The sequence below is a fragment of the Acetatifactor muris genome, assembly GCF_024623325.1.
Classification (GTDB): Bacteria; Bacillota; Clostridia; order Lachnospirales; family Lachnospiraceae; genus Acetatifactor; species Acetatifactor muris.
On sequence record NZ_JANJZD010000014.1, the window covers coordinates 111,575 to 125,160 of the forward strand.

A 13,586-nucleotide genomic window follows, 5' to 3' on the forward strand; every position below is an offset into this window, starting at 1 on the left:
AGGAATAAAATGGGATATCCCAAAATATGATAAGGAGGCTGACGCCGCAGAAGATCTGCGGTAAACAGAAATGAAAAAGATTCAGACCAAAATCATGCTGCTGGTAATCCTGGCCACAATAGGTGTCTCCGTAATCAACGTGATACTGAGCACTTTAATTTCCCGGAATTCTACCACATCCGCAATCGAACAGACCCTCACCGAGACAACGGAGCTTGCCGCCCTGGCCGCACAGAACATGATATCAACCTACACACTGACCATTGCGGAAATCGCTTCCTCTCCGATTCTCTCTTCACCGGAGATAACACTTTCCGAAAAGCAGGCTTTTCTGCAGACAAAAGTGGACGCATACTATATGCGGTTTGGCGGTATGGCTGATGCCGATGGTTATGATTCCATTCATGATACAGATATATCTGATGAACCGTTTTTCCAGGCAGCACTGCAGGGCAAAAGCTACATGTCCAGTCCCTATTATGAAGGAAACGACGGATATCTGGTGGTATCCGCACCTGTAATATCAGACGGCTCCGTGACAGGGGTAGTCTATTTTCAGTGTGACACCAATATCCTGCAGTCCATCATAAGCGAAATCCAGATCGGTGAAGAGGGGGATGCTTACATTCTGGATAAAGAAGGTACCACTATTGCCGCTCTGGATACAGAGGAAGTATTGAGTCAGGAAAATCTTATCCGGGAAATGGCTTCCAATCCGGATGACAGATACATACAGGAACTGGGCTCCATTGAGCTGAAAATGGTTGCCGGTGAAAGCGGCGTGGAAAGATATACTTATCCGGAGGACAATGTAAATTACATTCAGGGCTACACCTCCATTCCCGGAACGGACGGCTGGAGTGTGGGCGTAACCATTAGCGAAGACGAATTCCTGCATTATGCATATGTAGGGAATAATCTTCAGCTGGTTATCAGCGCTGTGCTCTGTGTCCTTGTCATATTGCTCTCCGCCTTTGTATGCCGTACCATCACAGGCCCCATCGTAAAATGTGCCAGACGTCTCCACTCCCTTTCCGAGGGCGATCTGAAAAGTCCGCTCCCCGAAGTGAAAGGCCGGGACGAAACACGCATACTTTCGGATTCCACCGCTCATCTGGTGACGAATTTCAAAGTCATGCTGGAAGAAATCGGCATGGTATTGAGCAGTATTGCCAATGGCAACCTGACAGCAGACAGTGTGAAAGCTCATTATCCCGGTGATTTCAAAGCACTGCAGGAAGACCTGCAGACCATAAACGATAAACTGAATCAGACCCTGAGCGGCATCGCAGAGGCAACTGCCCAGGTGTCCAGCAGTTCCGCCCAGGTGGCTTCTTCCAGTACCTCCCTCTCTCAGGGCTCAACGGAACAGGCCAGCGCCGTGGTGCAGCTCTCCTCCACCCTGTCAGATATGGATAAGGATGCGAAGCAGACCGCTGCACTGTCAGAACAGACCAAAACGGCGGTGGACGGCGCTCAGCTTCAGCTGGAAGAAAGCAGAAAGCATATCGAAGGCCTGAATGAAGCCATGGATCAGATTACCTCCACATCCAATGAAATCAGGCATATCATCGATACCATTGAAGACATCGCTCTTCAGACAAATATTCTGGCCCTCAATGCTTCGGTGGAAGCCGCAAGAGCCGGGGAAGCCGGCAAAGGTTTTGCCGTGGTGGCAAATGAAGTACGGGAGCTTGCCTCCAAATCCGATGAAGCCACGAAGGCTACCATAGAACTGATTCAGCGTTCAATTGCAGCCGTCAACAGCGGCAGCGAAGCTGTTACCAATGTCACCGCATCTGTGTCAGAAGTGGTAGTGCTGGCGGAACAGGCTGCAAGTCAGATGGATGTAATGACAGAGGCGGTAGAAAGGCAGACCAATTCCATCAATCAGGTCTCCCTGGCCGTCAGTCAGATTTCCGAGGTAGTACAGTCCAACTCCGCAACGGCCGAAGAAAGCGCTGCCACAAGCGAAGAGCTCTCCAATCAGGCCGTAATCCTGAAGCAGCTGGTAGGAGGCTTCACGCTTCGCAGAAGATAAGGGATGCCATTAAATTCATTATTGTGAGTCAAACGACACACAGACCGGAGACCTCTTTCCTGGAATCCCGCTTTCTGTGTGTCGTTTTTCTTCTGTTCCCGCTATTCTGCTTTCTCAGCAATTCCAATTTAATAACAGCTGTTATCAGTCAGTTTATGTCACTTTGCCGTTTTGCCATTCCCCAGACTTCGATAACTTTCCACGCTCTCCGCAAGCGCTGCTTTTTTCTGCTTCTGCAGCATCTTTCTGAGTACTTTTGTGTCCGCCATTGCTGCCTCCGCACACGTTCTCATCTGCTCCCACTCTGACGCAGGGAAAATGTGTTCCGCAGCCATGAAATCCTCACTGTGAACTGTCTCCTGAAAAGCGAAGATCAGATGGTTGTGCAGAAATGCCCTGCGTACTGCAGAGACAATTTCTGATTCATGATTGATATCGAAATAATAATCACAGGTTTCAAACAATTCATCCAGAACAGCTGTCTTCACCCCCGGGTACAGACTTACATTGTCATATCTGTCCATCCCGGTAAGCTTAGAGGACATTTCCGTCAGCGCGGCAATGTGGAAATGCATCTGGGGCAATGCCTTCACCAGCTCCTCGCAATGCTCGATTCTGTCTGAATTCGTGCAGATCAAAGCCTCCGGCCGATGTGCGTTTTCTTTTTCAAAAGGATAGAGAAAGCCCAGTTTTTGTACCATATTTTTGGGCGCGCCAAGTGCGGTCAGCCTGTCATATGTATCCTTCTTCTGCACCACCACCGTCGCCGTGCGACTGGCTTCTCCCCTGAATATAACCTGCATATTGCCCGGGATCTCATTCGTTATCGGCTCCTGCCAGAATAAAATATCCCGCTTCACCTGAGAGCTCAGCCGATTGGATATGAAGAACGGCGTGGACAGAGAATTGAAGAAAATCCGACTCTGCTTAAAGTGTCCGCGCACCAGGAAGTGCAGTGCAAACTCTGTCTTATTCCGGAAAATCCTTACTTCCCCGTCCTCGTTCAGGATGATATCTCCCGTGACAAAGTTCTCTACAATTATTTCCCGCCCATCCGCCGCAAAATACGTTCTGTTGACCTTCTGCCCCCTGGAGTTGAAAATCGTCCGCCCCCACAGCGCACCATAGCGATTATAATGGTCGCTGGACCGCACAACGCCCTTCTCGTCATACCAGTCCACCACTTTCACCAGTCTCCTGTGCTTCGGCTCCGCATAGAATATTTTTCCTCTCTCCCGATAGAGGTCCTGCACCTTGCCGCCGCTGTTGGTACCGCTGATCTCCCAGTACTCCGGCACGGTAATCTCATTAAAATACTTCGGTCTGGCTTTTGCACCCATCGCCGCTCTGAAATCGCCAAGGAAAAAGCCATAAACCGATATCACATCCTCCGGCAGAAAGCCGTCATCCTCAAGCACCACCGCAGGGCAGTCAAAGCCCGCCAGCTTCAGCGATGTGTGCAGAGCCTGGCTGTCGGGGCCGTAATTGTCCATCAGCAGGATGGCGTCGTCTATCATGTTTTTATCTTCTTTTTTTTCACTTTCCTTCTTCATCTTCGCTTTCTTTATCCCTCCTGTTGTCCCTTCCTTCATAAAGTCATCTCCGCCAGGCATTCTCCGCAGATTGTCTCACCTGTTATACAGGGAGATTTCTGATCCTCGCAGCTTTAATCAGCGAATACCTGAAACACAGCATCTGTCAGCACTTTCCTGGTAAAATATCCCTCCCGCAGCAGCCAGGCGAACTGCTCTGTGTCCTCTGCCATCTTCTTATATTCTTCTTCCTTCACAGCTGCCACACGTTCCACTGCTTCATCCAGAGAATCCGCAACAATTCCCAGATTCTTTCGAAGAATCGTATCACTTTCCGCAATGTCGGACGGTACGATGACCGGAATTCCCGCTGCCAGATAGGTGCTGAATTTGTAGGAGGCATTGATTCGCATATATTCACGCCAGTACGCATCTTCCGACCACAGCAGGCCAAAACCGCCGCTTCTGCGGAGCGCATTCACCAGAAGATTATCATTGTTATACCATCCCAGAAAACGGATATTTTTTCCCTGTGCCCAGCTGCCTCCATTTACAGTGACTGCCAACGTAATATTGTCATACTTCCAATTTCTGGCAAAGGCCAGCTTAGGTTCATTTGAAGGATCCCCTGCGAAATTTATCACCTTCTGAAACCGCGGAACAAGCGTCCTGTCAACTGAAACCTGACAATCCCACATACGCTGAATCACTGTTTTTCTCACCCGCAGTCCATGAGAACGCAGAACATCCACTTCGTTCTGTGATGCCGCTATGATTAAATCAGCCTGATTATAAAGTTCAATCCACCTGCTCAAAAATTCCCGTTTCGCCTCTTTCATCAGCGGCTGTACGTCATGAAGCCATATAATCTTTTTTAGCCCGGAATACCGATTCATCCGATTCATCAGACTTTCGTCAAAGCGAATGTCATTCCAGGTAGGCGACTGCATGATCACAACATCCCCCGGGCTCACCGATGCCAGAATCCCGTCCAGTCTTGTACGGAGCATATCCGGTGAATCGGAATCCACCGGATAAAAATAGATTCCCAGTTCCTGATATTGTAAATCTCTTTTTGCTATCTCAGCGGCCGCCTGCTGTGCCTTTAGCCCTATCCCCGTAACCCCGTAAATATTTGTAATGTGTACTTTCATATATAAATACCTTTCTATAAACGGTTGTCATACTTATTTCAGTATACTTTCCCATTTTCTTTCCACTTCCTGTGTCATATACAGCTTTGCCTTCTCATAAGAATGTTCATGAAATGCCTTCAAGTCTGCTTCTGTAAACAGACGGACAATGCATTCTGTCAGGCACTGTACCCGCTCTTTCTTCTCCATTTTGTCATGAACAGAAATCAGATACCCGTTTTTTCCATCATCAATAAAGTTCTGATTACCGTACCGGACATCGAAGCCTATGATGGGCAGACCGGACCCCACTGCCTCCATCAACGTCAGGCCAAATCCCTCGCTGGTGGAACCTGACAGATATGCCTCATACTCTCTGTATATCTCATCCAGATTCTGCTGTCCCCGGAGACGCACATAATCCCCACAGCTCCGCTCTTCAATTAATTTCTTCAGTTTCGCTTCCTCTCCTCCTTTTCCATAGATGTCCAGTGAGACATCTGGCACCTGTTCCCTTGCTTTTACAACTGCTTCCACCAGCCAGTCCACATGTTTCTCATCCGCCAGCCTTGATGCCGTAATCAGGGAATGCTTTCTTCTGTTTTTCTTCGGATGTTTCATCTCATTGATGCTTCCCACCGGAATTGTCACAATCTTAGGTGAAATTCCCTGATATTTCTTAAACTGCGTTTTCAACAGCTCGTTCTGTGTATCCGTTGAAGTCACATAAAACTTTACGTGTTTATGCTGAGAAAACGCATATTCATAATAATTATTCCAGAGAATATATTCCTCATCCGTACTTCCTTCACTGAAATGATCTGCATGAATCACGATGCCGATCCGGGCCGGACCTGCATTCTGCATGATTGCCTGCCCGATGCCCGTAGTTCTGTCAATGATCACCACATCCCGGCGTGTCAACTTCAGGCGGGATACCATGTATCCCACCAGCTCCTCCTTGGAGCAGAGTATTCTGTCCGGAAACTGATACATCACCACATCATTATCCGTGATTTCTTCGTAAGCAGTGGTTCCATCCTCATTATAGAACCTTCTCTGATACAGATGCGCTTTGTTATCCAAAGGCGCATAATACTCTGAATAAATTCTGCAATAAGTGTAATAATCCTTTCGAATCAGACAGCCATTGGAAACCATCTCCACCCGATGGACTCTGTTCTCCTTCTTGTTCACCAGATAAACCATGTAATAGCTGTTGCTGTCCGGAAACGTATACTTCATTGTGTCACCGTCCCTTTTACCGAAAAAGCGTCTGTTCCCAAATGTCTTCTCCAGTTGTTTCAGGGTAAATGTCACCGGAGAAATCCTGCAATCTGTAAAAAATGTATACAGCCAGATAACCTCCGAATCCAAAAAACCTATGTTTTCCGTCATATGCTCAATGTTATCCTTCGGAAACATGTCCGTAAATACAAACTTTGCTTCCTGTCCTATCCCACGCAATACTTTTGCCCGATAGGCCTGAGCATACTCCACGCCGCTGCTGGCCCAGCCGATGCCCAGATTAAAATTGTAAACCATGTCCGCTCCCTCCTGAAACTCTTATATTAGATCTGTGTAAGCTTTCCTGCTCTCTGCCATGGCATGTTTCCGCTGTTTTTCAAGGCGTCTTCTCATGGCTTTTCCATCTTCCAGAGCCTCACGGATGTCAGAAACCATCCTCTCAAACGCATCCACAGGATAAACTTGTTCCTCTGTCACATATTCCTGATTATGCGCGGTCTCCTGAAACGCAAAAATCAACTGATTATGCAGAAATGCCTGATAAACTGCAGAAATAATTTCCGCCCCATGATTAATATCAAAATAATAGTCGCATTTTTGGAACAGTGCCTCCTGCATTTCTTTTTCTGCTCCTGGATACAGGGTCACATTTTCATAATTCTCCAATTCCATCAGCCTGGGCGACATGGTCGTAATAGCGGCAATATGAAAGTGCACCTGGGGTAATGCCCTGACTAATTCCTCGCAGTGCTCTATTCTCTCCGAGTTTGTACAAATCAATGCCTCTGGTTCATGTCCATTCTTTTTCTGGAATCTGTAAATGGGACCCAACTTATGTAATTTTTTCCTGTCAGCTCCAAGTTCCAGCAGCTTTTCATATGCAGTTCTTTTTTGTACCATAATTCGCTCTGTCCGGCCTGATGCCCCATTCAGAATCATCCGCATATTCCCGGGTATTTCCGTTCCCACCGACTCCTGCCAGAACAAAATGTCTTTCTTTTCTGTTCCCTCCAGTCTGTTTGAAATAAAAAACGGAGTAGATAAAGAATTATAGATAATCCGATTACGGTCAAGTCCTCTCCTGCCAAACCAGTAAACCAGCAAATCCAATTTTGACCGGAAAAGCTTCACTCCCCCATCCACATACAGTATCATATCCCCGGTTATAATATTTTCCGTGAGCATCTCCTTCCCGGATTCTGAAAACCTTGTTTTGCAAAGTGCCTGCCCTTTTGTATTGTAAACAGTTCTGGCACAATTTTCTCCATAGCGGTTATAATGATCTCGAAAGCGGACGTTCCCCTTCCTGTCATACCAGTCCACAGCCTCCACAAGAAACTTTCTTCCCCCCTGCAGATACCAGATTCTTCCTTTTTCTTCCTGCATACAAGTGATTTTTCCGGATATACTGTCTCCTGCCTGAATGCTCCAATTGTCCGGAACTGCTATCTCGTTAAAGAATCTGGGCTTTCCTCTGTTCTCGTCCTCAATCTTACACTCTCTGGAAAGCAGATCATACACGGAAAACACATTCCGGGGCAGAAAATCATTTTCTTCCAGGCTGACTGCAATACAGTCACAGCCAGTCTGCAGAAAAGATTCATGAAGCAGACAGCTTTCCGGAGAATAATAATCAAACAACAGTATTATTTTGTCGGGCAAAGCAAATCCTTCCATTTCTTTTCTACCTCCTCCCTCAGATATTCTTTCGCTTTTTCATAGGAATGCTGACGAAACGATTCTATATCAGCTTCTCTGAACAGCCTGACAATTCCTCTTGTCAGCCCTCCGATATCCCCCCAGGGTGCTTTATAGCCATTCTCTCCTTCGTCTATAAACACCTGTGCCCCGTAACGGATGTCAAACCCCACAATGGGAAGCCCAGCACCGGCCGCCTCCAGCAAAGTCACACCGAACGTTTCCACATACGAGGCAGATATATAGGCGTCATATTTCTGATATACTTCATCCAGTTTGTGAAAGCCGCATAACCTTACATAATCTCCACAGTTCAGTTCTTCAATCAGATTCTGCAGTTTCTCCTTATCGCCGCCTTCTCCATATATGTCCAATGTCAAATCCGGAATCTGCGCCCTTGCTGCCACCACTGCTTCTATCACCCAGTTCATCCGCTTTTCCTTTGCCAATCGCCCCGCCGAAATCAGCGCATGTTTCTTCCGTGGTCTTTCCGGGAGTCTGAGTTTATCCAGAGCCACTACAGGAATCGTCAGTATCCTCGGCTCTGTTCCTTTATACTTTCGAAACTGTTCTCTCAGCAGTTCACTCTGCGCATCCGTATTCGTGATGAAAAAATCAATTTTCTCAGCATGAGAAAACGCATATTCATAGATGCCATACCAACGAATGTGATCTTCATCATAATCTATGTAATGGTCCGCATGTATGATAAGCCCCACCCTGGCCGGAGCCGCATTCAGAATAAATGCCGAGCGTTCTATCATCCCCGGTTCCCCGTCAATCAGAACCACATCATCTTCCGTCAGATTCAGCCGGGACATCATATATCCCACCAGCTCTTCCCTGGAATAGAGTATCCTGTCCGGAAATTTATATAAAATCACATCCCCCTCGATCAGTTCTTCATAAGCCACTGCTCCATTCTCATGATAAAATCTGCGCAGGCACAGATGCGGCTGGTTATCCTGCGGTACATAATACTCAGAGTAAATTTTACAATAGGTGTAAAAATCCTTCTGAATCAGACGCCCCTGCGTTACAATTTCTACTCTGTGAATTCCCTCGCTGCCCTCATCCAGCATATACACCACATAATAGCTGTTTGTCCTGGGAAATCTGTATTTTACAATTGCACCTTCTCTGGAAAAATCATAAGTACTTTCGTCAAAAGTATTCTCCAACTGTTCCAGCGTATATGCTTTCGCCGAATTTTTACAGTCTGTGAAAAATCCATATAGCCACATTGTTTCCGAATCTGAAAATCCCAAATATTCCGTTTCCTTCCATATATTATTGTACGGAAACGTAGTTGCGAACACAAATTTCGCCTCCAGACCCAGATTCCGAAAAATTTTCGCACGATAGGCCTGTCCTGTTTCCACACCACCCTTAAGCCAATAATAGAAATGATGAAAATTATAAATCATAATCTTCCTCCCTCATTCTTCTGTCAGTGTTCTTCGTTTTGCAGTTCAGTCATACAACAATCGAAAAACAGAATCTATCAACAGCTTTTTCGTAAAATAACCCCCCTGAATCAGCTGCGCGAACTTCCCTACATCCTCCACCATTTTTCTATACTGCCCTTCCTCCATGGAGGCTACTCTGTCCACCGCCTCGTCCAGAGAATCCACAACCAATCCCAGATTTTTGCGGAGAATCATTTCCGTTTCGGCAGTGGAGCTGCTTACAATAATTGGAAGCCCTGCCGCCAGGCAGGCACTGCGCTTGTAGCTGGCATTCAGCTTCATATATTCTTTCCACCAGGGGCAGTCCTGCCACAAAAGGCCAAAACCGCCACTCTTCCTGAGTGCATCCGCCAGAAGGTTGTCATTATTGTGCCATCCGAGAAACCGGATATTTCTTCCCTTTGCCCACTCATAATCTCCCGGATTTGCCGTGACGGCAAGTTCCACCCTGTCATGATTCCACTCTCTCACAAAGGGACGGTAATTGGATGTAACATTTGCCGCAAAGTTAATTCTCTTTCGGAAGCAGGGCACTATAGTCTGATCAATTTCCACCGGGAAATCCCACATCCTCTGAACTACAATTTTCGGTACTTTAAGCCCGTTGGAACGCAGATATTCTTCCATCTCCCGGGACGGCACAATCAGGACATCTGCCAGATTGTATAAATCAATATAGCGCCCCAGCCATCCCAGTGTGTTCTCAAACATCAGCGGCGGCACATCATGCACAAAAAATATCTTCTTCACGCCTCTGTAATTACCCAGCCTGGCGGCAAAAGCTTCATCAAACTTTATGTCGTTCCAGGTAGGCAGCTGGAAAATCACAGTATCACCATGGCTAATGGCTGCCAGTATGCCATCCAGACGTGTACGAAGCATTTCCGGGGTATCAGACTCTACCGGGTAATGAAAAATCCCCAGCACATTTACATACAAGTACCGCCTTGCGATATCCGTCACTCTCTGCTGGGCGTTTCCCGCCGCCCCGGCCAGTCCCGACACATTTGTTATATGTACTTTCATGTTTTCTCCTTACATTATCAGTCAGCCTTTTCAGTTATTTTCATTGTAGACAATATGACTCCAAAAAGTTTTGCCACACCTTTCTTCTCTTTTTCTGCTGCGTCTGCAGTACCTTTTGCATCAACTCACCGTCTTTCTGTAAGCGATTAATCACCCGCACCATTTTCTGATAATCCTGTACAGAAAAAATACATCCTTTCACAGTCAATTCCCTGTGATGCAGTGTATTCTCAAACCCCAGAATCAGTAAATTTTTCCGGCTTGCCTCGTTCACTGCATCATCAATCTCACGGTAATGATTGATATCGAGATAGAAATCACATCTATTCCATAATCCATTCAAATCTTCCGCACTGATTCCCGGATAAACCTTCACATTCTCACGTTCTGCCAATCGGTGCAGTTTATTTGATACCTGTGTATGCGCCGCTACATGGAAAGTCACTTCAGGCAGTTCCTGAACCAGTTCTTCCAGTTTCTCAATCTGGTCGGACGCTGTCAGAATCATTGCATTCCCATTGGCATAGTTCTCCGGATACTGCGCCGGTATGGCATAAAATCCATAGCCGTTTTGTCCCCCCTCATTTACATAGCGTTCCAGCCATTCTCTGTCTGCAAACAAAACCGAACTCCATGCATTTTTTTCACCACACTTCAGATTCAACAGCTCATACTGTTTTGCCTCCTGCACAAATAGTACGGTTCCGTCTTCTGTGACAATCTTTTCCAGATAAAATTCCACAAACTGAGCATATGAATTAAAAAATGCTTTCACCGTTCCGTTCTCCAGCAATGTCATCACATCGTTCTGCGGCTGGCTGACAAGCACTTCCTGATTTCTTTCCGAATAATATACCTTTGATTCTACCTTTTTTTCTGTATCCAAAAACTCACTGGCATATTTAAAGCCATATTTGTTATAATAGTCAATTTTATAAATCCACCCATTTTCCATGTGCCATTCTACACGCTGCACAATTTGTTCTTCCAGAGGCTCTTTTAGATAAATCCTGGCTTTTTCACATCCCATTTCATAGATACCACAGTTGTTCCCCTGCATACGGATTTCCCAAAATTCCGGTATTTCCAGAGAATCACAGGACACTTTTCTCTCTTCAGGTATTTCTCCATTCTGCCGGAAAGTAAAATATTCGTAAGGTGAAGTTATTCCACAGGGCAAAAATCCATTGTCTTCCAGCACTACAATATTTACAGCTCTTTCCAGCTGTCTCATGGTTTCCTGTAATTTTTTTGTAAAGTCTGTATACTTATCAAATAGAATTATCATTGCGCCCTCTTCAAATATTCATAATTTTATTGTATTTTATACTCATCACTAAAAATTTTCATCTACTTCTTTCCATACTTCTTCATATGTTTCAGATGCATATATTTTCCCCCACTCATGCAACTCTCTTCTCACCAATTCTTTCAGCAATTTTCTCACTGCCGGATTACCATTTTTTAAATAGAACAAAGAGGCTTTCATATGCATATTAAATTTTTCCTCATAGGATTGCTTCATCCATTCATCGAAAAGAGTATTACAGCGAATAACTCGGTCATGTTCATACAAATAACCATTAATCCAGCAAATATTGTCAGCCCAGGACAGTATACAGGAAGTCCATGCCTCATCATCTCCTGTAATCACAGGAAACAAATGTGCTTTTATAAGAGATGAACGATATATTTTATTCCAGACATTCACCGTCCACATATAATTAGTAACAAAATGCCGACTGATAAATTCCTCTATTGTCACTGCGGTGTCTTCTTTTATCGGATAATGCATAAATGGTACATATCCGTCATTTCTAATTTCATATGCAGACGTACACGCAATATCACAGTTATTCTTTTGAGCCAAACAATATAATTCTTTCATCATATCTGGATGAATCATGTCATCATTATCCATGAAACCTGTATATTCTCCATTCGAGGCTCCTATCCCCGTATTTTTAGCTACCGCCGTACCGCCGTTCTCCTGATGTATTATAATAACATTCGAATACCTTTCAGCATACCATTCAAGAATATCTGGTGTGGAATCAATACTTCCATCATTAACTACTATTACTTCCAAGCCAGCAAATGACTGCGCCAAAGCATTATCTATCGTTCTTACAATATAATCTTCCGCATTGTACGCAGGTATGACCAGGCTTACCAACGGTTTTTCATATGACTGATTCTGTATATATACTGGTTTCGATTCCGCAATGATCTCCTTTCCTTTTACTGTGTCAATATAAGCTCTCACTACAAAGCCACTGGCCTTCCCATACCCCTTTATCAGAAAATAATGCTGATGCCTGTTCCAGGTCTCATATATTTCTTTCCCGGTTTCATCGTATATCTGAAAACCATCGGTCTTTCCTGAAAAACTCCAGGACAAAGCCAGGTTTCCGGCATAGGATTCATTTAACACAGTATAGGTAAACGCTCCTTCCACAGGAATTACTCTAATATCTGGAATATTACAATGATATTTCTCCAGTTCCTTTATCAGCTGTGTTTTTTGTGCTTCTGTTGACACAATCATACGATCAATCATTTCCACATATTGAAGCCAATTATATGGATATTCTTCGCAAAATGACTCGCAACTGCCCTCCTTTTTCACAAAATAACAGCCGGCATGAGCAATTGCAGTAATTATGGCTCCCTTTCCAAATGTAAAAATTGCCTGCATCAGTTCCGTAGGCACGGACGCATCTAAAATAACACTGTCCTGCTCCGACAGATTCAGCCTTCTGATAAATTCTATATTGAGCTGCGGCCTTGTATACCGCCTGCCGTCAGGAAATAAATACCACTCCTTCTCATCTTCAAAAATCTGGTCATATGCGCTTGAACCATCCCTGTCATAAAAGGTACGCCTTACCAGTTTTGCATATAATCCATTCTCTGAGTCTGCCGTCTTATAATAGTTGACATAGAAAACTCTATCTGTATAGACTTCCATACGAAGCAATTTAGCGCAGCTATAGTAGCATATTGCCCAAAGACGGCTTCTGTCTTTTTCATCCAGCAAAATTTTGGCAATGACAAAACCATCTTTAATCAGTCTGATTTCCGAATCCCGATACTCTATGTCTGTAAACTGCAAAGCAGCTTTTAATTCCTCCAGCTTATCCTCTGTTTTTTTGGATGAAAATATCTTATTATTACCGGTCAGATACTGATGTACACCAAGTATTTTCTCTCTTTCTATTCCCTCTTCTTCATAATATGTAAGTCTTTTGTGTTCTGGTAATTCTGTGTACACATACTGAACCTGACCTGAATTTTCTGTCAGAATTTGTCGTCTGTAAGTCTTCCCATAATACAATCCTGCAAGTACATATTTCTCGGGCTGACCCAATATATAAACTGCCATCTGCTGTTTCCCTCTCTTTTTTCTTCACACTTTCTTCCACCAGCTCTCTGTCCA

The 13,586-nt window shown here is 44.9% G+C and carries 9 protein-coding genes; 1 reads left to right on the plus strand and 8 read right to left on the minus strand.

Annotated features, from left to right (window positions below):
- Nucleotides 1–70 precede the first annotated feature (70 nt).
- The gene (locus NSB25_RS14710) at nt 71–2,041 is read left to right on the plus strand and encodes a methyl-accepting chemotaxis protein (protein ID WP_103238992.1); all 1,971 of its coding nucleotides are present in this window, start codon (nt 71–73) and stop codon (nt 2,039–2,041) included.
- A gap of 158 nt (nt 2,042–2,199) precedes the next feature.
- On the opposite strand, the gene gtfB (NSB25_RS14715) is transcribed toward NSB25_RS14710, so the two are convergent.
- The 8 genes from gtfB (NSB25_RS14715) to NSB25_RS14750 all read right to left on the minus strand — a co-directional run bounded on the left by gtfB (NSB25_RS14715) (nt 2,200) and on the right by NSB25_RS14750 (nt 13,532).
- Nucleotides 2,200–3,633 carry an accessory Sec system glycosylation chaperone GtfB gene (gene gtfB, locus NSB25_RS14715; RefSeq protein ID WP_242982360.1) on the minus strand — a complete coding sequence of 478 codons (1,434 nt, stop codon included), beginning with the start codon at nt 3,631–3,633 and terminating at the stop codon, nt 2,200–2,202.
- A gap of 74 nt (nt 3,634–3,707) precedes the next feature.
- On the minus strand, nt 3,708–4,727 hold the full coding sequence (locus NSB25_RS14720; protein ID WP_103238993.1) for a glycosyltransferase: 1,020 nt from the start codon (nt 4,725–4,727) through the stop codon (nt 3,708–3,710).
- Between the two features lie 33 nt (nt 4,728–4,760).
- The gene (gene gtfA / locus NSB25_RS14725; protein ID WP_103238994.1) at nt 4,761–6,251 is read right to left on the minus strand and encodes an accessory Sec system glycosyltransferase GtfA; all 1,491 of its coding nucleotides are present in this window, start codon (nt 6,249–6,251) and stop codon (nt 4,761–4,763) included.
- 21 nt (nt 6,252–6,272) lie between these two features.
- A complete protein-coding gene (gtfB, locus tag NSB25_RS14730; RefSeq protein WP_103238995.1) occupies nt 6,273–7,631 on the minus strand; it encodes an accessory Sec system glycosylation chaperone GtfB in 1,359 nt (452 codons plus the stop codon).
- Nucleotides 7,601–9,079: a glycosyltransferase gene (locus tag NSB25_RS14735; RefSeq protein WP_103238996.1), complete on the minus strand. Its 1,479-nt coding sequence runs from the start codon at nt 9,077–9,079 to the stop codon at nt 7,601–7,603. The genes gtfB (NSB25_RS14730) and NSB25_RS14735 overlap by 31 nt, the downstream gene beginning before the upstream one ends.
- Nucleotides 9,080–9,124: 45 nt before the next feature.
- Nucleotides 9,125–10,147 carry a glycosyltransferase gene (locus NSB25_RS14740; protein WP_103238997.1) on the minus strand — a complete coding sequence of 341 codons (1,023 nt, stop codon included), beginning with the start codon at nt 10,145–10,147 and terminating at the stop codon, nt 9,125–9,127.
- A gap of 40 nt (nt 10,148–10,187) precedes the next feature.
- Nucleotides 10,188–11,435, minus strand: a complete 1,248-nt coding sequence (locus NSB25_RS14745) for a glycosyltransferase family protein (protein ID WP_103238998.1) — start codon at nt 11,433–11,435, stop codon at nt 10,188–10,190.
- 48 nt (nt 11,436–11,483) lie between these two features.
- A complete protein-coding gene (locus NSB25_RS14750) occupies nt 11,484–13,532 on the minus strand; it encodes a glycosyltransferase family 2 protein (protein WP_103238999.1) in 2,049 nt (682 codons plus the stop codon).
- Nucleotides 13,533–13,586: the final 54 nt, after the last annotated feature.